Source organism: Streptomyces nigra (genome assembly GCF_003074055.1).
Classification (GTDB): Bacteria; Actinomycetota; Actinomycetes; order Streptomycetales; family Streptomycetaceae; genus Streptomyces; species Streptomyces nigra.
Map to the genome: position 1 here is coordinate 5,359,912 of NZ_CP029043.1, position 19,434 is coordinate 5,379,345.

Genomic DNA, 19,434 nt, shown 5'->3' on the forward strand with positions numbered 1-19,434 from the left:
TTGAACACTTTCGTTCTGGCGATGTCTCCGAAGGGGAAGACGTGAACAAGGCGCAGCTCGTAGAAGCGATTGCCGACAAGATGGGCGGCCGCCAGCAGGCCGCCGATGCTGTCGACCACGTACTGGACGCCATCGTCCGCGCCGTCGTGGCGGGGGAGCGGGTGTCGGTCACCGGCTTCGGTTCGTTCGAGAAGGTCGACCGCCCGGCCCGGTACGCCCGCAACCCTCAGACGGGCGAGCGGGTTCGGGTCAAGAAGACCTCGGTTCCCCGCTTCCGCGCCGGTCAGGGCTTCAAGGACCTGGTGAGCGGCTCGAAGAAGCTGCCGCGCGGCGGAGAGGTCTCCGTGAAGAAGGCGCCCAAGGGCAGCCTGTCCGGCGGTGCCTCGGCCACGGTCAAGAAGGCCGCCGCCAAGAAGACCACCAAGGCCGCCGCGAAGAAGACGACGGGCGCCGCCAAGAAGACGACGGCGAAGAAGACCACCGCGACCGCGAAGAAGACGGCTGCGAAGAAGGCGCCCGCGAAGAAGACGACGACGGCCGCCGCGAAGAAGACGACGGCGAAGAAGACCACCGCGACCGCGAAGAAGACGGCCGCGAAGAAGGCTCCGGCCAAGAAGGCCACCGCCAAGAAGGCGCCCGCCAAGAAGTCGACGGCTCGCAAGACCACCGCCAAGGCGACCGCCCGCAAGAGGTAGAACCGCAGGGGCACTCACGCGCCGGGCCGGACTCCGCAGGGAGTCCGGCCCGCGGCGTTTCCAGACCCCGTCAGAAGGTCCGGGAGCGTCAGAAGGTCTGGAGCGTCACCAGCGTCACGCGCAGCGAACCCCCGTCGCCCTCCGTCTCGATACGGACCCGCTGCCCGGGGCGCAGCAGCCGCAGGCCGCCCGCGTCGAAGGCCGGGGCGTCGAAGGGGACCGGTGTGCCGTCGTCCAGCAGCACACTGCCGGAGCGGGTGTCGGCGTCGTAGGTGTATGCGGTGGCCTGCATGTTCGCAGCCTATGCGCTCTGCCGGGGGGCCGCGAGGGGGTGTTCGCCGGAACGCGGGGGGGGGCGTCCCCGCGTCCGCTACGGGCCCTCGGTGAGCAGCCGTGCCGCCGCCCGGGCCGTGCGCGGGCCGACGCCGAGCGCCAGGGCGGCGCGCAGGTCCGCGCCGGTGTCCACGTCCTGGCGTACCGAGTCCACATCGTGGAGGCGCAGTTCCCGGGCTCCCGAGGCGCGGTGCCGGGCGCGCGAGTTCTCCCCGAACTCCGGCAGCAGCGCGTTTCCCGGCGCCGCCGTCAGCAGCGTCGTACCGATATCCGCGGCGTCCGGGAGAAAGGCGCGGGGGAATTCCGCCGCCGCGTCCAGGACCCGGGTCAATTCCAGCGGGCGCAGGGCCGGGAGGTCGGCGTTCAGCGCGGCCACGGCTCCGTCGGGGCGGGTCGACCGTACGACCGCCGCGGCGTGGGCCAGCGCCGCGTTGAGGCCGCCGCGCGGCTCGTCGGGGACGATGTGGGCGCCGAGCAGCGCCAGCTCGCGGCCGGCCAGCACATCGTCCGTGACGACGGCCACATCCTTCACCGCCGAGCAGGCCAGGGCCGCCGCGACGGTGTCCTGGGCGAAGGCGAGGGCCAGCCCCGGGCGCAGGGCGTCGGCCGCGGTGTCCGACAGCCTGCTCTTCGCCCGTGCCAAGGGCTTCAGGGGTACGACCAAGGTCCACTGCACCGGTGTTCCGCCCCTCTCTCGTCGTCGGTCATTGTCGCCCAGCCGTCGCCGGGGGCGTCCGGCGGCCGGTGCCGGGGCGGCGGGCGGAGCGCTGTGGAGGGGTGGGGGCGCGCAACGGGCGGGCGTAGTGTTCTCGACAGACCGGCGGCCTGGGGCGACACTTGTGCGGCCCCCCGGCCCGATGTCGTTGATTCCTAGAGGAAGGTGTCCGCGTGCCCCGCCGCAGAATCGGCTTCTGGTACCGCTTCGCCGCGGTGATCTGCAAACCGCCGCTGGTGGTTCTGATCAAGCGGGACTGGCGTGGAATGGAGCACATTCCGGCCGAGGGCGGATTTATCACCGCGGTGAACCACAATTCGCACGTGGATCCCTTCGCGTACGCGCACTTTCAGTACAACACCGGCAGGGTTCCGCGATTCCTCGCGAAGAGCGGCCTTTTCAAGAAGGGATTCGTCGGCGCCGCGATGCGCGGCACCGGTCAGATCCCCGTGTACCGGGAGACCACGGACGCGCTGAGCGCCTTCCGCGCCGCGATCGACGCCGTGGAGCGCGGCGAATGCGTGGCCTTCTACCCGGAGGGCACCCTCACCCGCGACCCGGAGCTGTGGCCCATGACCGGCAAGACCGGTGCCGCGCGGGTCGCCCTGCAGACCAAGTGCCCGGTGATCCCGGTCGCGCAGTGGGGCGCCAACGAACTGCTGCCGCCGTACGCCAAGAAGCCGCACCTGTTCCCGCGCAAGACGCACCGCGTGCTCGCCGGACCCCCGGTCGACCTCTCGGCGTTCTACGACCAGGAGATGACCCCCGAGGTGCTGAAGGAGGCGACCGAGGTCATCATGGCCGCGATCACCCGCCAGCTCGAGGAGATCCGCGGGGAGAAGGCGCCCGACGTGCCCTACGACCCGCGTCGCGAGCGCATCGAGCAGCGCCGCAGGACCACCGCGCAGAACCGCCGGGCTCAGGGGGAGCAGGCCGAGCAGGAGGAGGGGCAGGGCACGTGAGCAAGCCCGTCAAGGCGGCCGTCATGGGCACCGGATCGTGGGGCACCGCCTTCGGGATGGTCCTCGCCGACGCCGGCTGCGAGGTGACCCTGTGGGCCCGGCGTGCCGGACTGGCCGACGCGGTCAACTCCACCCGGACCAACCCGGACTACCTCCCCGGCGTCGAACTGCCCCGCAATCTGCGGGCCACCACGGACGCCGCCGAGGCCACCCGGGACGCCGACTTCACCGTCCTCGCCGTCCCCTCGCAGACCCTGCGCGCCAACCTCGCCGACTGGACGCCGCTGCTCGCCCCGGGCACCGTCCTCGTCTCCCTGATGAAGGGCGTCGAACTCGGCTCCGCGATGCGGATGAGCGAGGTCATCGAGGACGTCGCCAAGGTCGGCCCGGACCGGATCGCCGTCGTCACCGGGCCCAACCTGGCTCGCGAGATCGCCGCGCGGATGCCGGCCGCCGCGGTCGTCGCCTGCACCGACGAGGCGGTCGCCCAGAAGCTCCAGACCCACTCCCACACGCCGTACTTCCGCCCGTACACCAACACCGACGTGGTCGGGTGCGAGCTGGGCGGTGCCGTGAAGAACGTCATCGGTCTCGCCGTCGGCATCGCGGACGGCATGGGCCTCGGTGACAACGCCAAGGGATCGCTCATCACGCGCGGGCTCGCCGAGACCACCCGGCTCGGGATGGCGCTGGGCGCCGACCCGCTGACCTTCTCGGGACTCGCGGGCCTCGGCGACCTGGTGGCCACCTGCTCCTCGCCGCTGTCGCGCAACCACACCTTCGGCACCAACCTCGGCAAGGGCATGACCCTGCAGGAGACCATCGCGGTCACCAAGCAGACCGCCGAGGGCGTCAAGTCCTGCGAGTCCGTGCTGGATCTGGCCCGCCGGCACAAAGTGGACATGCCCATCACGGAGACGGTCGTCGGCATCGTCCACGAGGGCAAGCCGCCGGTCGTCGCCCTGAAGGAGCTGATGTCGCGCAGCGCGAAGCCCGAGCGGCGCTGAGCGACCGGTTCCGCTTGAGCCACCCTTTCGGGGCAGCCCTCGAACCGCCACCCGTCAACGGACGCTGACTCGGCCCCGTACCACCGGGTACTCTCATCGCGATATGAGCACCGAGAACCTCCCCCAGAGCCCCGACCGGCCGGCGCGCAAGCCGCGGGTGGCCGTCGTCTTCGGCGGACGCAGCTCCGAGCACGGCATCTCCGCGGTCACCGCGGGGGCCGTGCTGCGCGCGATCGACCGGACCACGTACGACGTCCTGCCGATCGGCATCACGCAGAGCGGCCGCTGGGTGCTCACCGCCGACGATCCGGACCGTATGGCGATCACCGAGCGCCGTACGCCCAGCGTCGACCAGCTCGCCGAGTCCCACGACGGCGGTGTGGTGCTGCCCGTCGACCCGGCCAACCGCGAAGTCGTCTACAGCGAGCCCGGTTCGGTGCCCAAGGCGCTCGGCGAGATCGACGTCGTCTTCCCGGTGCTGCACGGCCCCTACGGCGAGGACGGCACCCTGCAGGGGCTGCTGGAGCTCTCCGGTGTGCCGTACGTGGGTTCGGGTGTGCTCGCCTCGGCCGTCGGCCAGGACAAGGAGTACATGAAGCGGGTGTTCACGTCGTTCGGGCTCAAGGTGGGCCCGTACGTGGTGATCCGGCCGCGCGAGTGGGAGCAGGACGAGTCCGCCGCCCGCAAGAAGATCATCGACCTCGCCGGCGACCACGGCTGGCCGCTGTTCGTGAAGCCCGCGCGCGCGGGCTCCTCCATCGGCATCACCAAGGTCGACGACCTGTCCGGGCTGGACGAGGCGATCGCCGAGGCGCGGCGGCACGACCCGAAGATCCTCGTGGAGGCGGCCCTGCGCGGCCGGGAGATCGAATGTGGGGTGCTGGAGTTCGAGGACGGCCCGCGGGCCTCCGTCCCCGCCGAGATCCCGCCGCCGGACGCCCACGCGTACTACGACTTCGAGGCCAAGTACATCGACTCGACGCCCGGCATCGTCCCGGCCCCGCTGACGGCCGAGGAGACGGCCGAGGTGCGGCGCCTGGCCGTGGAGGCCTTCGAGGCGGCCTCGTGCGAGGGCCTGGTGCGGGCGGACTTCTTCCTCACCGAGGACGGGGAGTTCGTGATCAACGAGATCAACACGATGCCCGGCTTCACGCCCATCTCGATGTACCCGCAGATGTGGCAGGCCAGCGGTGTCGCCTACCCGGAGCTGATCGACCGGCTCATCAAGGCGGCCCTGCGGCGCTCCACCGGGCTGCGCTAGCAGCTGTCCGGGCGGGGGCTCAGTCGGCGATCCCTTCGGGGATCGCCTTCTTGATGGCCGGGGCCAGATCGATCAGCACGCCCGAACTGTCCCGGCCCTCGGGCACGTCGACCTCGACGTACGCCCGGCGCAGGGCCGAGGTGAACCGGTACCCGCCGTCGTCGCGCTTCTCCATCAGCCAGCGGACGCCTTCCACGCCGCCGGGCACCGCGTCGGGGTCCCTGCCCTCGGCCACCTTCGGGTCCAGCATCTTGGGCGGCCGTTCCACACCGCACCGCAGTATGATCGCCGGGTCCCCCCAGCCCGCGGTCAACGCGGACGCGGGCGAGGGATCGTCACGGTCCGCCCCGTCCACCTCGGCCGGCAGCACCTTGTCGAGGTTCCGGCACAGCCCCGTGGCTTTCGCACCGGGACTGGGAACCGCCGCCGAGGCACCGCCGTCTGCTGAGGAGCAGCCCGCGGCGGTGATGAGCACGGCGAGTGCGGGCAGCCCGAGGACGACGGGGCGCCGATGACGGAAAGAGTTCACCGGCCAAGGGTAGACGGGGGCTAGAGATGGACGACGGGGCAGGTCAGGGTGCGGGTGATGCCGTCCACCTGCTGGACCTTGGCGACCACCATGCGACCGAGGTCGTCGACGGTGTCGGCCTGGGCGCGCACGATGACGTCGTACGGTCCTGTCACGTCCTCGGCCTGGATGACTCCAGGGAGTTTGCCGATGGTCTCGGCGACGGTCGACGCCTTGCCGACCTCGGTCTGGATCAGGATGTACGCCTGTACCACGGAACCTCCAGGGCGGCCACGAGGATCATGTGGGGAAAAGGAACGCCACGGTATCGCGTCGCCGCTCGCCGCGGGGAGACCTGCGAGGGCCGGGGCTTGCGCGCCGGGGTGCGCGCACGGCAGAAGGTGACGTGCACCTCGACCGTAACGAGGGCAGCAGGGACGCGCGACCGGGTGCGAACAGGGACAGAAGGGGCGTAAGGGCAATGAAGGGCACTGTTGGTGAGCTAGGGGAGTTCGGGCTCATCAGGGAGCTCACCTCCCGTCTCACCACCACCCCGGCGGTCCGGGTCGGCCCCGGCGACGACGCCGCGGTGGTGGCCGCCCCCGACCGCAGGGTGGTAGCCAGCACGGACATCCTCGTCGAGGGCCGGCACTTCCGCCGCGACTGGTCCACCGCCTACGACGTCGGCCGCAAGGCCGCCGCCCAGAACCTCGCGGACATCGCCGCCATGGGCGCGGTGCCGACCGCGCTGCTGCTCGGCCTGGTCGTGCCGGCCGAACTCCCGGTGACCTGGGCGAGCGAGCTGATGGACGGACTGCGCGACGAGTGTCAGGTCGCGGGCGCCTCGGTGGTCGGCGGCGACGTCGTCCGCGGCGACTCCATCACCGTGTCCATCACAGCGCTCGGCGATCTGCGCAACCAGGAGCCCGTCACCCGCGGCGGCGCCCAGCCCGGCGACCTCGTCGCCGTCACGGGCTGGCTGGGCTGGTCCGCCGCCGGGTACGCCGTGCTCTCCCGGGGCTTCCGCTCGCCCCGCGCCTTCGTGGAGGCGCACCGGCGCCCCGAGCCGCCGTACCACGCGGGTCCGGCCGCCGCAGGGCTCGGCGCGACCGCCATGTGCGACGTCAGCGACGGACTGATCGCCGACCTCGGGCACATCGCCGAGGCCAGCAAGGTGCGCATCGACATCCGCTCGGGCGCCATCGACATCCCCACCCAGATGAACGACATCGGGCAGGCCGTCGGCGTGGACCCCATGCAGTGGGTGCTGACCGGCGGAGAGGACCACGCGATCGTGGCGACCTTCCCGCCCGACGTGAAGCTCCCGGCCCGCTGGAAGGTCATCGGCGAGGTCCTCAACCCGTCGGCGCTGCCGCAGGTCACGGTCGACGGGGCGCCCTGGACCCGCAAGGGCGGCTGGGACCACTTCGGAGGGGACATCGAGTCGTGATACCGGGCGTACTCACCGTGGCCGGCTCCGACTCCGGCGGCGGGGCGGGCATCCAGGCCGACCTGAAGACGATGCTGGCGCTCGGCGTGCACGGCATGAGCGTGATCACCGCGGTCACCGCGCAGAACTCGATCGGCGTCCAGGGGGCGTGGGAGCTGCCCGTCGAGGCGGTCCGCGCCCAGTACCGCAGCGTCGTCGACGACATCGGCGTACGGGCCGTGAAGACAGGGATGCTGTCCTCGGCCGAACTCGTCGAGACGGTCGCCGAGTTGATCGCCGGGACGGACGCGCCGGCCGTCGTCGACCCGGTCGGGGTGTCCAAGCACGGGGACGCGCTGCTCGCCCCGTCCGCGCTCGACTCCGTCCGCACCGCGCTGCTGCCGGTGGCGACCGTGGCGACGCCCAACCTGGACGAGGTGGCGCACCTCACCGGGGTGCGCGTCGAGTCGGAGGACGACCTCAGGCGGGCCGCTGAGGCCGTGCTGGCGTTCGGGCCGCGCTGGGTGGTGGTGAAGGGCGGCCATCTCGCCGGGGACGCCGTGGACCTGCTCACGGACGGCTCGCAGGCGCACTGGCTGCGCGCCCCGCGCCACGACAACCGGCACACCCACGGCACCGGCTGCACCCTCGCCTCCGCGATCGCCTCGCAGCTCGCCAAGGGGCAGACCGTGCCCGAGGCGGTCATGGCCGCCAAGGAGTACGTCACCGGGGCGATCGCCGCCGGGTTCGCCCTCGGCGCCGGGATCGGGCCCGTGCACCACGGCTGGAACCTGGGCTAGCGATCGGACATGCGAAAAGCCGGCCCACCCGAGGGTGGACCGGCTGTTTGCAGCGAACCAGCAGTGGCCGCGCGCTCAGCTGTGGGCGTCAGCGCGAGACCTTGCCGGCCTTGATGCACGAGGTGCAGGCGTTCACGCGCTTCGGCGTCCCGCCGACCACGGTACGCACGCGCTGGATGTTCGGGTTCCAGCGACGGGGCGTACGGCGGTGCGAGTGCGAGATGTTGTTGCCGAAGCCCGGCCCCTTGCCGCAGACGTCGCAGTTGGCAGCCACGGGTCACTCCAAAGACTTCAGATGCACTTACGGTTGATCCCGGCAGGCCGGGATCGAGATCGTAGGATCAGAGATCTGAGTGGCGTTGCCAGGGGAATGGCCCGATCGGATCGGGCAACCGGAGCAGCATACAACGGCTGCGCCAGTACAACGAAACTACCATGGCTGCGCGGGGGGCGGTCCCGGGCCACCTCCGGCGGGCCCCGGCCCTGGGTCTACGCTGCGTCCCGTTCCAGCAGTCCGAGGAGGCGCAGGTGGCGCAGGTGCCGCAGACATTCTTCGATGCTCTCGCGGTGCGTACCTGGTGCGGCCTCGCGCTGGAGTCGCTGGGCCGGGCGCGCGAGGAGATCGACGCGATCAACGTCTATCCCGTGGCCGACGGGGACACCGGCACGAACCTGTATCTGACCGTGGAGTCCGCGGTCGCGGCCGTGGAGGCCGTCTTCAGCGCCTACGACGTGGGCAAGCCCACACTCGCCGACGCGGTCCGCGCCATGGCGCACGGCGCGCTGATCGGGGCGCGCGGCAACTCCGGGACGATCCTCGCCCAGCTGCTGCGCGGCATGGCCCAGGTGCTCGCCGACGGGGGCGGGACGGCCCACACCGACGGCACCGGGCTGCGGCTGGCGCTGCGGACCGCCGCCGACTCCGCCCGCCAGGCCGTGGCCCACCCCGTCGAGGGCACCGTCCTCACAGTGGCCTCGGCCGCCGCCGACGCGGCCGGTGCGGCGACCGGCGACGACTGCGGTGCGATCGCCCGGGCCGCTTTCGAGGGAGCGCGCGCGGCGCTCGCCGCGACCCCCGGGCAGCTGGCCGCCCTGGAGCGCGCCGGGGTGGTCGACGCCGGCGGACGCGGACTGGTCGCGGTCCTGGGCGCGCTGGTCGAGACGTTCACCGGCGAGGCGGCGCCCGTCGTCCCCGGGGCGGCCACGCGCGTACGCCCCGCACCGGGGGACGGCCCGGCGGGCGCCGAGGACTGCGCCGACGGACCCGGCGAGGGCGGCCCCGCCTTCGAGGTCATCTATCTGCTGGAGGCCGAGGACGCGGCCGTGGCCCGGCTCCGGGAGCGGCTCGACGGCCTCGGCGACTCCCTCGTGGTCGTCGGCGGGGACGGTCTGTGGAACGTGCACGTCCATGTCGACGACGCGGGCGCGGCCGTGGAGGCCGGGGTCGAGGCCGGACGGCCGTACCGGATCCGGATCACCCACTTCGGGGCCGGCGACGCGCACAGCACCGGTGAGCGCACACCCCGCGAACGCGTCCAGCGGGCCGTCGTCGCCGTCGTGCCCGGCGAGGGACTGGCCGGGCTGTACGGCGAGGCCGGCGCGACCACCGTGCTGGCCCGCCCCGGCGAGCCCCCGGCCAGCGGGGAGCTCGTGGAGGCCGTACGGCGGGCCCACGCGCGCGAGGTCGTGCTGCTCCCCAACGACGCCGATCTGCGGCACACCGCCGCCGCGGCCGCCGAGCAGGCCCGCGCCGAGGGCATCCGGGTGGCGCTGATCCCCACCCGCTCCGCCGTCCAGGGCATCGCGGCGCTCGCCGTGCACGAGCCGGAGCGCCGCTTCGACGAGGACGTCGTCTCGATGACCTCCGCGGCCGGCGCGACCCGGCACGCCGAGGTCGCCGTCGCCGAGCACCGGTCCTGGACCTCCGCCGGCATCTGCCAGGCCGGGGACGTCCTCGGTCTCATCGACGGGGACGTGGCCGTGATCGGCGCCGACGTCACCGCCGTCGCGGAGACCGTCCTCGACCGGATGCTCGCCGCCGGCGGCGAACTCGTCACCCTGGTCCTCGGCGACGAGGCGCCCGGGACGATCGCGGAGCACCTGGAGGACCGGGTGCGCGAGGCGTACCTCGCCGTCGACACGGTGGTCTACCGGGGCGGCCGGCAGGGAGCGCTTCTCCTCATCGGCGTGGAGTGACCCGAGGGTCAGCCGCCGTCCCGCTCCTGTTCCTCGACGACCTGGAGCATCTGTCCGGCCTCGGCCCGGCGCTGCCGGACCGTCTCGTCGCGGGGGTCGGCGTCCTCGTAGGCGGCGAGGACGGCACGCGCGTGTGCCGCCGCCTCGGCCGGACGGCTCAGGTCGGCCTGGAGCCAGCCGGCGGCGAGTTCGGCGCCGGTACGGCCGTGCAGGGCGTCATCGCCGAGGGAGGCGAACACCGCGACGGCCCGGGTCATCTGGGCCAGGGCCTCCTCCATCGCCGTACGGATCGAGTCGTCCTCCGCGTCCTCGGCCGCCGAGCGCGCCAGGAGGTCGCCGAACTGACGGTGCGTCTGGCCGAGTTCGGCCACCAGCCGCTGCCGCGCCTCCTCGTCGGCCGCCTCGTCCAGCGCCGCCGTGCACTCCTCGACCGCGCCCGCCATCAACTCGGCGGCCCGCGCTCCGCTGCCGTCCTCCACACGCAGCGCCAGCCACGCGCGGGCGCGCAGGGAGCGGACCAGACCGTGGACGTTGCCCAGGGAGCGCCACAACTCGCCCGCGCGCGTGTAGGCACGGTCGGCCTCCGTGTGCAGCCCGGCGTGGCCGAGCGACTCGGCGGCCAGATGCGCCAGCGTCGCGTGATCGTGCTGCTCGGGCCACTCCCGGGCGATCGCGGCCGCCTGCAGCCGCCGTTCCGCCGCGTCCCGGTGGTCGCCGAGCTCGCTCAGACAGTCGCCGAGCCACCACAGCGTCTGGACGACCGCCCCGTCGCCGTGCGTCTCGGCGGACAGGTCGGGCAGCGCCGACTCCAGCACCTCCGCCGCCTCGGCGAAACGTTGCTGCCGTACCAGGAACCCGCCGAGCTGGTGCCGGGCCCATGCGCCCAGCGTGCGGCTCTCACCGGCCTCGTCGGCCCAGTGCGCCGCCTCCAGGGCGTGCTCCGCGGCCTCCTCGGAGACACCCGTGCCGCCCAGCACCTCGGCCAGCTGCAGATGCAGCTGGGCCCGCCCGGTCGCCTCCAGATACGGCCCGCCGTGCTGCAGGGCGGCCCGCAGCGCCCGCTCGGCCCGGGCCGTGTCGCCGAGATGGTGGGCCAGACCGGCCAGCCGGGCCTCGTACTCCACCGCGAACCACGGCAGCCCCGCCCCGACGAACTCGCCCGAGGCCCGCGCGAACAGCTCGGCGGCCCCCTCCACATCACCGGTCAGCGCCGCCAGCTCGGCCAGCATCGCCCTGGCCTCCGCGACCCGCGCGAGCAGGCGTACGTCGTCCCCGGTGCGCCCCGAGACGAACGCCAGCACCTCGCGGACGGCCGACTCGGCGGCGGACAGGGCGGCCGCCTCGGTGCCCTCCTCGGCCTCGTGGACCCGGCGCATCAGGATCCGCGCCCGGCTCATCAGGACGGCCGCCGTCTGCCGCACCCCCGTGCCGTCCTCGGCGTACAGCGCGAGGACCTGGTCGTACAGGGCGCCGATCGTGTCGAGCGCCGCGGACACCTCGCCGGTGAGCGCCCGGACGTACGCCCCGCGCGCGCGTGCCGCCAGCGCCTCGCCCGGATCGCCCGCCTCCGCGTACAGCGCGGCGGCCTCCTCGAACAGCGGGACGCCCTCGGGGCCCAGGTCCATCGCCCGGTGGTCGGCGATCTCCGCCCGGTCCCGCGCGTCCAGCTCGACGCCCTCGGCGGCCCGGGACACCGCCGCCCACGCCTCGATGGCGCTCGGCCGCAGGGTGTCCGACAGCCGCCGCGCCTCGGCGAGCAGCTCGGGCAGCCCGGGCGCCTCGTCGGTGGCCTCGGGGGCGGGCGCGACGGGGGCGGCCGACGCCGCCGGGCGGTTCGCCGTCCGCACGCCCAGCGGCAGCCGCTCCACCAGCGGGCGCTGCGCCATCCGCTGTACGGCCCGCCCGCTCGTGTACGACGTGCCGTTGCGCTCGTCGAAGCGCGCGGCCAGCGCGAGGGCCTCCTCGCGCGCGTGGACGGCCAGTTCGCGCGCGGTCCACGTCCGGTCCGCCGGCCCGGGCACCCGCTGCCCGCCCAGCCCCAGCTCGGTCAGGCGGTCCATGAGCAGGGTCACCGCCGCCATGAAGTCCAGCCTGCTGCGCGGCTGCCCGTCGTCCGTGAAGTACGCCGGACGCTCCGCCAGCAGCTCCAGACCGCGCGCCTCGTTGCCCGTCAGCGCGCAGAACTCCACGTGGTCCGCGTACGCGCCGCGCATGCTCTCCATCGGCCGCACCAGCCGGAAGCCCCGCAGATGGTTGGCGCGGGCCTCGTCCACCCGGCCCAGACGCAGCAGCGGCGTCAGGGAGGACGCGAGCACGGTGTGCGGCTCGTGGGCGCAGGAGTACTCGCCGTCCAGGACGGGCCGCCACAGCCGGACCGCCTCCGCGTCCCGGCCGCGCACCGCCTGCCACCAGCCCTGCCCGTGCAGCTCGCACGCGTGGCAGTCGGCCATGGTGTCCCGGTCGGCCGCCAGCCACGCCGCGTACGCCCGCTCCGCCCGCTCCAGGTCGCCGACGTGCGCGGCGACGCTGAACTCGGCGCTGCGCACCGCCCGCTCGGAGTGCCCGGCGAGCCGGTAGCGGTGCTCCATCTCGCCGAGCCACTTCTCGATCGAGGCGAGCGGGATGTGCGGCTGGTCCAACATCCCGGCCGACATCCACTTGAAGACCCAGTGCAGGCTGTGCGTCTCGTACTCGTCGAAGTCCTCGGGCCGCTCGTCCCACATGCGCAGCAGCCGCGCGAACGGGACGAACATCTTCGCCTTCTCGGAGCTGTAGTTGTAGACCTTCAGCTGGTGCCCGAGCGCCTCGATCACGGCGAGCGGCTCGCCCAGCCGCTCCGCCTCGGCGAGCAGCTGCTCCGCGCGCGCGTTGCGGGCCGGGCCCTCCGGCTGCTCGCCGTTCTCCGCCATCGCCCGGCGCAGCGCGTCGAAGTCGGTGATCTCCGTCATCAGCGGTCCCCCTCGCCGTTCGTGGCCCACTCCAGCAGGCCGATGAAGGCCCGGTTCAGCAGCGCCGAGTCCGCGGGCCTGAGCGGGCGCTGCGCCATCAGCAGTGCCTGCCCGTACAGGGACTCCACGGCGGTGCCGATCAGTTCCGGCTCGCCGAGCGAACCGATCCGCCGGATCAGCGGGCTGAGGTGGTTCAGCACCAGACGCGCGCGGGGCGCCTCGCCGCGCAGCGAGCCGAGGATGCCGGCCCACAGGTCGTCGGCCTCCTCCTCGGCCTGCGCGCGGGCCTGCTCGTGCCGGGCGGCCCGGTCGTCCAGGTGCAGGGCCGGCACCGACAGCGGATGGAAGGCGCGCAGCACCACATCGCAGCCCAGCGGGTCCAGCTTCGCCCGCGCGGCGGCCAGAAAACCCGCCAGGGCCAGCTCCACCGCCGGGTCGACGGCGTCCAGATGGGCGGTCACGGTGTCCGCGTCCAGCTCGGCGACGACCGTGCCCGGCCGCACCGACGGCAGCGCCTCGACCAGCTCGCTGTCGTACGTGTAGCCGCCGTTGATCACGCCGACGCCCTGCGCGGACGCGATCGGCGCGACCTGGCGGTACTCCTCGACGGTCCGCGTGAAGTGCACGACCGGGTGCCGGCGCGCGAACTCCTCCAGGGACAGCCGGCCGTCGGTCGTCTCGAACGGCAGCCACGGCAGCATCGTCCGCAGCATCTCCCGGTCGTGCCGCGCCAGGGACTTCACGCCCAGGTGGTGCACCGCGAGGAACGCGGCCAGCCGCTCCGGATCACCGGCCGCCAGATCCGTCAGCCAGGCCCGGATCCGTTCCCCCAGCGCCTCCCGCACCGCCGCCAGCGTCTCGTCCTCGTACAGCGCCTCGCGCGACGCCGTCGGCCGCAGACTGTCGGTGTCCAGGACGCACCGCACGAAGAACGCCCAGTCGGGCAGCAGCTGTTCGGCGCGCTCGGTCAGCAGCATGCCCTTGAGGTGCACGCGATGGCCCGCCCGCTGCGCCGGGCTCACCGCCGACGGCAGCACGTACGCCACCCCGCGGATCCCCGCGAGCGGCACGTCCAGCTCGATCGCGTCCAGCGGTGTGAAACCGAACAGGTCGTGGCAGTGCCGCCCGAGGGCCACCCGCCGGGCGGCGGGGGAGGGGTACGTACGGTCCCAGGGCGCCGGAAGATCGGTGACCGCCTCCTCGCCGACCCGCACGTCGTACGGCAGCAGCGAGCCGAAGTCCCGCGCCAGCGCCAGCACCCGGTCCTCCGCCAGCCACTCGGCGGCGCCGGCCCGCGCCACCAGGTGCACGGTCGTGCCGGGCTCGGGGCGCGCGTCGTCCGGCAGGGTGCGCACGGTGTACGAACCGTCGTCGGCCGCCGTCCACTCCACGGGCGCCGCGTCCGGTGTGCGCGCGCTGCGGCTGACCACCCGGATCCGCTCGGCCACCACGAAGCAGGCCAGCAGCCCGATGCCGAACTGCCCGAGGAAGTCCGACCGCGCCTCCTGAAGTCCCTCCGCCCGCTTGGAGCTGCGCCCGATCGTCGCGAGGAGGTCGTGCACGTCCGCCTCGCTCAGCCCGACCCCGGAGTCCTCGACGCGCAGCGCGCCCGGCTCGGCGAACAGCCGCACCAGCGCGGGCGCGTCCGGCTCGACGGCATGCCGGGCGGTGATGGCGTCGACCGCGTTCTGCAGCAGCTCGCGCAGGTAGACCTTCGGACTGGAGTACAGGTGGTGGGAGAGCAGATCCACCAGACCGCGCAGGTCGACCTGGAAGGTGTGAGGAGACGGGGAGGGAAGGGAGGGCTGGGATGACTGTGAGGTCTGGGAGTCCATCGTCGCAGCGCCGGTGGGGGGAGGGGCGACGGCGCGGGGTCGGGCGGTCCCGGTGAGGCGGTGACCGCGAAGGGATGGCCGGGGCGCGTCATCCTAGATCCGAGGCGAACCGGCTGACCAGGGGTTTCCGGGACGTTTACCCACAAGCTCACGGCGGCGCCCGCCGCGATGTCAGTGCCGTGGTGTGGAATGGATCTCGTGCCCGCACTGGACGAACCACTGAAGAAGGTGCTCGGCCCTCCCACCGCGAAGGTGATGGCCGAGCATCTCGGCCTGCACACCGTCGGGGACCTGCTGCACCACTACCCCCGCAGATACGAGGAGCGCGGCCAGCTCACGCACCTCGCCGACCTCCCCATGGACGAGCACGTGACCGTGGTCGCCATGGTCGCCGACGCCCGGCTGCACAGCTTCGCCTCCGCCAAGGCGCCGCGCGGCAAGGGCCAGCGCCTGGAGGTCACCATCACGGACGGCAGCGGCCGCCTCCAACTGGTCTTCTTCGGCAACGGCGTCCACAAGCCCCACAAGGAGCTCCTGCCGGGCACCCGCGCGATGTTCGCCGGCAAGGTCTCCGTCTTCAACCGCCGGCTCCAACTGGCCCACCCGGCGTACGAGCTGCTGCGCGACGACTCGGAGGAGGCCGTCGAGAGCTGGGCCGGCGCCCTCATCCCGCTCTACCCGGCCACCGCCAAACTCGAGTCCTGGAAGATCGGCAAGGCGATCCAGACGGTCCTGCCGAGTGCCCAGGAGGCCGTCGACCCGCTCCCGGAGTCCCTGCGCGAAGGACGGGGCCTCGTCCCTCTCCCCGAGGCACTGCTCAAGATCCACCGCCCGCACACCAAGGCCGACATCGAGGACGCCCGCGCCCGCCTCAAGTGGGACGAGGCCTTCGTCCTCCAGGTCGCGCTCGCCCGCCGCCGGCACGCCGACGCCCAGCTCCCCGCCGTCGCCCGCCGCCCCGCACCCGACGGACTCCTCACCGCCTTCGACGCCCGCCTCCCCTTCACCCTCACCGAGGGCCAGCAGCAGGTCTCCCGCGAGATCTTCGCCGACCTGGCCACCGAACACCCGATGCACCGGCTTCTCCAGGGCGAGGTCGGTAGCGGGAAGACCATGGTGGCGCTACGCGCGATGCTCGCCGTCGTCGACGCGGGCGGGCAGGCCGCCATGCTCGCGCCCACCGAGGTGCTGGCCCAGCAGCACCACCGGTCGATCGTCGAGATGATGGGCGAGCTGGCCGAGGGCGGCATGCTGGGCGGCGCCGAGCACGCCACCAAGGTCGTGCTGCTCACCGGGTCCATGGGAGCCGCCGCCCGCCGTCAGGCCCTGCTCGACCTGGTCACCGGCGAGGCAGGCATCGTCATCGGCACCCACGCCCTCATCGAGGACAAGGTGCAGTTCCACGACCTCGGCCTGGTCGTCGTCGACGAGCAGCACCGCTTCGGCGTGGAGCAGCGCGACGCCCTGCGGGGCAAGGGCAAGCAGCCCCCGCACCTGCTGGTCATGACGGCCACCCCCATCCCGCGCACGGTGGCGATGACCGTCTTCGGCGACCTGGAGACATCCGTCCTCGACCAGCTCCCCGCCGGCCGCTCGCCGATCGCCTCCCATGTCGTCCCGGCAGCCGACAAGCCCCACTTCCTCGCCCGCGCCTGGCAGCGCGTGCGCGAGGAGGTGGAGAACGGCCACCAGGCGTACGTCGTCTGCCCCCGCATCGGCGACGAGGAGGACGACCCGAAGAAGGGCAAGGCCAAGTCGCCCGAGGACGAGACCGAGAAGCGCCCGCCGCTGGCCGTCCTCGACGTGGCCGAGCAGCTCGCCAAGGGCCCCCTGAAGGGCCTCTCGGTCGAGGTGCTGCACGGCAGGATGCACCCCGACGACAAGGACGCCGTGATGCGCCGCTTCGCGGCCGGCGACACCGACGTCCTGGTCGCCACGACGGTCATCGAGGTCGGCGTCAACGTACCGAACGCCACCGCCATGGTGATCATGGACGCCGACCGCTTCGGCGTCTCCCAGCTGCACCAGCTGCGCGGCCGCGTCGGCCGCGGCTCCGCGCCCGGCCTGTGCCTCCTGGTCACCGAGATGCCCGAGGCGAGCCCGGCCCGGCAGCGCCTGGGCGCCGTCGCCTCCACCCTCGACGGCTTCGAGCTGTCCCGGATCGACCTGGAGCAGCGCCGCGAGGGAGACGTCCTCGGCCAGGCCCAGTCCGGCGCCCGCACCAGCCTGCGGATGCTGGCCGTCATCGAGGACGAGGAGATCATCGCGCAGGCCCGGCAGGAGGCCGCCGCCCTGGTCGAGGGAGACCCGGAGCTCACCGGGCTGCCCGGCCTGCGGACCGCCCTGGACGCCCTCCTGGACGAGGAGCGGGAGCAGTACCTGGAGAAGGGGTGAGACCCGCCCGTCCGGGGGACGCGGCCGGATGGACCAGGCGGGTACCCGGGCCCGTGAGCGACCGGCCACACTGATATCCACAACCGCCCACACCCGAGGACAGTGAAATGACCCGCGTGATCGCCGGAGCCGCCGGCGGACGTCGTCTGGCCGTGCCGCCCGGCACCGGGACCAGGCCCACCTCCGACCGCGCGCGCGAAGGCCTCCTCTCCACCTGGCAGTCGCTCCTCGGCGGCCCCCTGGACGGGGAGCGGGTCCTCGACCTCTACGCCGGCTCCGGCGCCGTCGGCCTCGAAGCCCTCTCCCGCGGCGCGAGCCACACCCTGCTCGTCGAGGCCGACGCCCGGGCCGCCCGCGTCGTCCGGGAGAACGTGAAGAGTCTCGGCCTCCCCGGCGCCGAGGTGAGGTCGGGCAAAGCGGAACAGATCATCCGCACGACGGCGCCCGGCGAGCCGTACGACATCGTCTTCCTCGACCCCCCGTACGCCGTCTCCGACGACGATCTTCGGGAGATTCTCCTCACACTCCGTGCCGGGGGCTGGCTCGCGTCCGACGCGCTCGTCACCGTGGAGCGCAGCACCAGGGGCGGGGAATTCCGGTGGCCGGACGGTTTCGAGGGCCTCCGGGCCCGCCGATACGGCGAGGGAACGTTTTGGTACGGTCGCGCCGCCTCTACGTGCGAAGACGCACGATGACCGGACCGGAGAGCGAGGGATCGCAAGTGCGCCGCGCCGTATGCCCCGGGTCGTTCGACCCGATCACCAACGGACACCTGGACATCATTTCCCGCGCCTCCAGGCTGTACGACGAGGTCTATGTCGCCGTCATGATCAACAAGTCCAAGAAGGGCCTGTTCGAGGTCGACGAGCGTCTGGACCTGATCCGCCAGGTCACCGCCGAGTACGGCAACGTCCGGATCGAGGCGTTCCACGGCCTCCTCGTCGACTTCTGCAAGCAGCGCGACATCCCCGCCATCGTCAAGGGCCTGCGCGCGGTCAGCGACTTCGACTACGAGCTGCAGATGGCCCAGATGAACAACGGCCTGTCGGGCGTGGAGACCCTCTTCGTCCCGACCAACCCCACCTACAGCTTCCTGTCCTCCTCCCTGGTCAAGGAAGTGGCGACCTGGGGCGGCGACGTCTCCCACCTCGTCCCGCCGGTGGTCCTGGAGGCCCTGAACAAGCGCCTGCGGCACAGCTGATGGGGCTACAGTCGTCCCGTCCGTCTCCATCACAGCTGTAGAGAGTGGCGAGCACACGGTGGACGTGCAGAAGAAGCTCGACGAGATCGTCTCGGCGGTCTCCAGTGCCCGGTCGATGCCGATGTCGGCCTCGTGCGTGGTCAACCGCGCCGAACTGCTCTCGATGCTCGAAGAGGTCCGCGAGGCCCTGCCCGGCTCCCTCGCCCAGGCCCAGGAGCTGATCGGCGACCGCGAGCAGATGGTCGAGCAGGCCCGCCAGGAGGCCGAGCGGATCATCCAGGGCGCGCACGCCGAGCGCGGCTCCCTGATCTCCGGCACCGAGATCGCCCGCCGCTCCCAGGCCGAGGCCGACCGCATCCTCGCCGAGGCCCGCCAGGAGGCCGAGGAGATCCGCGCGGAGGCCGACGACTACGTCGACTCCAAGCTCGCCAACTTCGAGGTCGTCCTCACCAAGACCCTCGGCTCCGTCGGCCGCGGCCGCGAGAAGCTCCTCGGCACCGGCCCGGGCACCGACGAGAACGGCTACGAGGACGAGGACGCCCCCGAGCGCAGCCACGACCCGGAGACCCTGCGCCGCAGCGCCGACGAATACGTCGACGTCAAGCTCGGCGCCTTCGAGGCCGTGCTCGCCAAGACGCTGGAGGCGGTCGGCCGCGGCCGGCAGAAGCTGCACGGCCGGATCGCCACCGACGACCTCGGCGCCCTCGCCGACGACATGAGCACCGTCCAGCACTCCAGCGACGCCGACTACCTCGCCGACCTCGCCGCGCTCGCCCAGCAGGACGCCGCGGCGGCGGCCCCCGCCGAACAGCAGGCGGCCGTACCGCCGCAGCCGCAGTACGACCCCGGGGCCGCGCAGCCGGCGTACGGCTACCAGCAGCAGACCGCCGACCCGTACGGCTACCAGCAGGGCTACGACGGCCGGCAGGACGCCTACGGCTACCAGCAGGCCGACCCCTACGCGTATCAGGGCTACGACACCGGCCAGCAGGCGTACGACCCGCAGCAGGCGGCCCAGCAGCCCCAGCAGAACCAGCAGAACCAGCAGTCGTACGCGCTCGACGAGACCAGCCTCTTCGACACCAGCATGATCACTCCGGAGCAGCTGAGGGCGTACGAACAGGGGCGCGGTCAGTAGCGCGGTCGGTGG

At 72.9% G+C, this 19,434-nt stretch carries 18 protein-coding genes; 11 read left to right on the forward strand and 7 right to left on the reverse strand.

The window, feature by feature from the left end; all coding sequences use genetic code 11:
- Positions 1-41: 41 nt before the first annotated feature.
- The gene (locus DC008_RS24970; protein ID WP_108708868.1) at positions 42-695 is read left to right on the forward strand and encodes an HU family DNA-binding protein; all 654 of its coding nucleotides are present in this window, start codon (positions 42-44) and stop codon (positions 693-695) included.
- A gap of 88 nt (positions 696-783) precedes the next feature.
- Here the strand turns inward: DC008_RS24970 and DC008_RS24975 are convergent, their stop codons facing one another.
- Together DC008_RS24975 and cofC are read right to left on the reverse strand one after the other, a co-directional pair.
- Positions 784-987: a hypothetical protein gene (locus DC008_RS24975; protein ID WP_055623327.1), complete on the reverse strand. Its 204-nt coding sequence runs from the start codon at positions 985-987 to the stop codon at positions 784-786.
- A 78-nt stretch (positions 988-1,065) separates the two neighbouring features.
- A complete protein-coding gene (cofC, locus tag DC008_RS24980) occupies positions 1,066-1,704 on the reverse strand; it encodes a 2-phospho-L-lactate guanylyltransferase (RefSeq protein ID WP_108708869.1) in 639 nt (212 codons plus the stop codon).
- A 212-nt stretch (positions 1,705-1,916) separates the two neighbouring features.
- Between cofC and DC008_RS24985 the strand changes: the two genes are divergently transcribed.
- The 3 genes from DC008_RS24985 to DC008_RS24995 all read left to right on the forward strand — a co-directional run bounded on the left by DC008_RS24985 (position 1,917) and on the right by DC008_RS24995 (position 4,973).
- Positions 1,917-2,705 (forward strand): lysophospholipid acyltransferase family protein, encoded by a 789-nt coding sequence (locus DC008_RS24985; RefSeq protein WP_108708870.1) that lies wholly within the window; start codon positions 1,917-1,919, stop codon positions 2,703-2,705.
- Positions 2,702-3,712, forward strand: coding sequence for an NAD(P)H-dependent glycerol-3-phosphate dehydrogenase (locus DC008_RS24990; protein WP_055623324.1), 1,011 nt, complete (start codon positions 2,702-2,704; stop codon positions 3,710-3,712). The genes DC008_RS24985 and DC008_RS24990 overlap by 4 nt, the downstream gene beginning before the upstream one ends.
- A 103-nt stretch (positions 3,713-3,815) precedes the next feature.
- Positions 3,816-4,973, forward strand: a complete 1,158-nt coding sequence (locus DC008_RS24995) for a D-alanine--D-alanine ligase family protein (protein ID WP_108708871.1) — start codon at positions 3,816-3,818, stop codon at positions 4,971-4,973.
- A gap of 19 nt (positions 4,974-4,992) precedes the next feature.
- On the opposite strand, the gene DC008_RS25000 is transcribed toward DC008_RS24995, so the two are convergent.
- Together DC008_RS25000 and DC008_RS25005 are read right to left on the reverse strand one after the other, a co-directional pair.
- A complete protein-coding gene (locus DC008_RS25000) occupies positions 4,993-5,502 on the reverse strand; it encodes a DUF3515 domain-containing protein (protein ID WP_108708872.1) in 510 nt (169 codons plus the stop codon).
- A 20-nt stretch (positions 5,503-5,522) separates the two neighbouring features.
- Positions 5,523-5,756 carry an Lrp/AsnC family transcriptional regulator gene (locus DC008_RS25005; RefSeq protein ID WP_055623321.1) on the reverse strand — a complete coding sequence of 78 codons (234 nt, stop codon included), beginning with the start codon at positions 5,754-5,756 and terminating at the stop codon, positions 5,523-5,525.
- A 206-nt stretch (positions 5,757-5,962) separates the two neighbouring features.
- Between DC008_RS25005 and DC008_RS25010 the strand changes: the two genes are divergently transcribed.
- Together DC008_RS25010 and thiD are read left to right on the forward strand one after the other, a co-directional pair.
- The gene (locus DC008_RS25010; protein ID WP_108708873.1) at positions 5,963-6,931 is read left to right on the forward strand and encodes a thiamine-phosphate kinase; all 969 of its coding nucleotides are present in this window, start codon (positions 5,963-5,965) and stop codon (positions 6,929-6,931) included.
- On the forward strand, positions 6,928-7,710 hold the full coding sequence (gene thiD, locus DC008_RS25015) for a bifunctional hydroxymethylpyrimidine kinase/phosphomethylpyrimidine kinase (protein WP_108708874.1): 783 nt from the start codon (positions 6,928-6,930) through the stop codon (positions 7,708-7,710). The genes DC008_RS25010 and thiD overlap by 4 nt, the downstream gene beginning before the upstream one ends.
- A gap of 88 nt (positions 7,711-7,798) precedes the next feature.
- Here thiD and rpmB read toward each other — a convergent pair whose 3' ends face one another.
- The gene (rpmB, locus tag DC008_RS25020; RefSeq protein WP_004924906.1) at positions 7,799-7,984 is read right to left on the reverse strand and encodes a 50S ribosomal protein L28; all 186 of its coding nucleotides are present in this window, start codon (positions 7,982-7,984) and stop codon (positions 7,799-7,801) included.
- A gap of 254 nt (positions 7,985-8,238) precedes the next feature.
- Between rpmB and DC008_RS25025 the strand changes: the two genes are divergently transcribed.
- Positions 8,239-9,906 carry a DAK2 domain-containing protein gene (locus tag DC008_RS25025; protein WP_108708875.1) on the forward strand — a complete coding sequence of 556 codons (1,668 nt, stop codon included), beginning with the start codon at positions 8,239-8,241 and terminating at the stop codon, positions 9,904-9,906.
- 8 nt (positions 9,907-9,914) lie between these two features.
- On the opposite strand, the gene DC008_RS25030 is transcribed toward DC008_RS25025, so the two are convergent.
- Both DC008_RS25030 and DC008_RS25035 read right to left on the reverse strand, forming a co-directional pair.
- Positions 9,915-12,854: a methyl-accepting chemotaxis protein gene (locus DC008_RS25030; RefSeq protein ID WP_108708876.1), complete on the reverse strand. Its 2,940-nt coding sequence runs from the start codon at positions 12,852-12,854 to the stop codon at positions 9,915-9,917.
- A complete protein-coding gene (locus tag DC008_RS25035; RefSeq protein WP_108708877.1) occupies positions 12,854-14,689 on the reverse strand; it encodes an HSP90 family protein in 1,836 nt (611 codons plus the stop codon). The genes DC008_RS25030 and DC008_RS25035 overlap by 1 nt, the downstream gene beginning before the upstream one ends.
- A 189-nt stretch (positions 14,690-14,878) precedes the next feature.
- Between DC008_RS25035 and recG the strand changes: the two genes are divergently transcribed.
- From recG to DC008_RS25055, 4 genes are all read left to right on the forward strand, one after another.
- Complete coding sequence (gene recG / locus DC008_RS25040; RefSeq protein WP_108708878.1) at positions 14,879-17,083, forward strand: ATP-dependent DNA helicase RecG; 2,205 nt, start codon at positions 14,879-14,881, stop codon at positions 17,081-17,083.
- Between the two features lie 107 nt (positions 17,084-17,190).
- Entirely contained in the window at positions 17,191-17,778 is a 588-nt protein-coding gene (gene rsmD / locus DC008_RS25045; protein WP_108708879.1) for a 16S rRNA (guanine(966)-N(2))-methyltransferase RsmD, read from the forward strand.
- Between the two features lie 26 nt (positions 17,779-17,804).
- Positions 17,805-18,284 carry a pantetheine-phosphate adenylyltransferase gene (coaD, locus tag DC008_RS25050; protein ID WP_055623313.1) on the forward strand — a complete coding sequence of 160 codons (480 nt, stop codon included), beginning with the start codon at positions 17,805-17,807 and terminating at the stop codon, positions 18,282-18,284.
- Positions 18,285-18,342: 58 nt separating this feature from the next.
- Complete coding sequence (locus tag DC008_RS25055; protein ID WP_108708880.1) at positions 18,343-19,422, forward strand: ATP synthase F0 subunit B; 1,080 nt, start codon at positions 18,343-18,345, stop codon at positions 19,420-19,422.
- Positions 19,423-19,434: the final 12 nt, after the last annotated feature.

Bases quoted from the DNA above. Each gene is read 5' to 3' on its own strand.
- DC008_RS24995 (WP_108708871.1), top strand. From the start codon at position 3,816: ATGAGCACCGAGAACCTCCCCCAGAGCCCCGACCGGCCGGCGCGCAAG.
- DC008_RS25010 (WP_108708873.1), top strand. From the start codon at position 5,963: ATGAAGGGCACTGTTGGTGAGCTAGGGGAGTTCGGGCTCATCAGGGAG.
- DC008_RS25035 (WP_108708877.1), bottom strand. From the start codon at position 14,689: ATGGACTCCCAGACCTCACAGTCATCCCAGCCCTCCCTTCCCTCCCCG.
- DC008_RS25030 (WP_108708876.1), bottom strand. From the start codon at position 12,854: ATGACGGAGATCACCGACTTCGACGCGCTGCGCCGGGCGATGGCGGAG.
- DC008_RS24975 (WP_055623327.1), bottom strand. From the start codon at position 987: ATGCAGGCCACCGCATACACCTACGACGCCGACACCCGCTCCGGCAGT.
- recG (WP_108708878.1), top strand. From the start codon at position 14,879: ATGGATCTCGTGCCCGCACTGGACGAACCACTGAAGAAGGTGCTCGGC.
- rsmD (WP_108708879.1), top strand. From the start codon at position 17,191: ATGACCCGCGTGATCGCCGGAGCCGCCGGCGGACGTCGTCTGGCCGTG.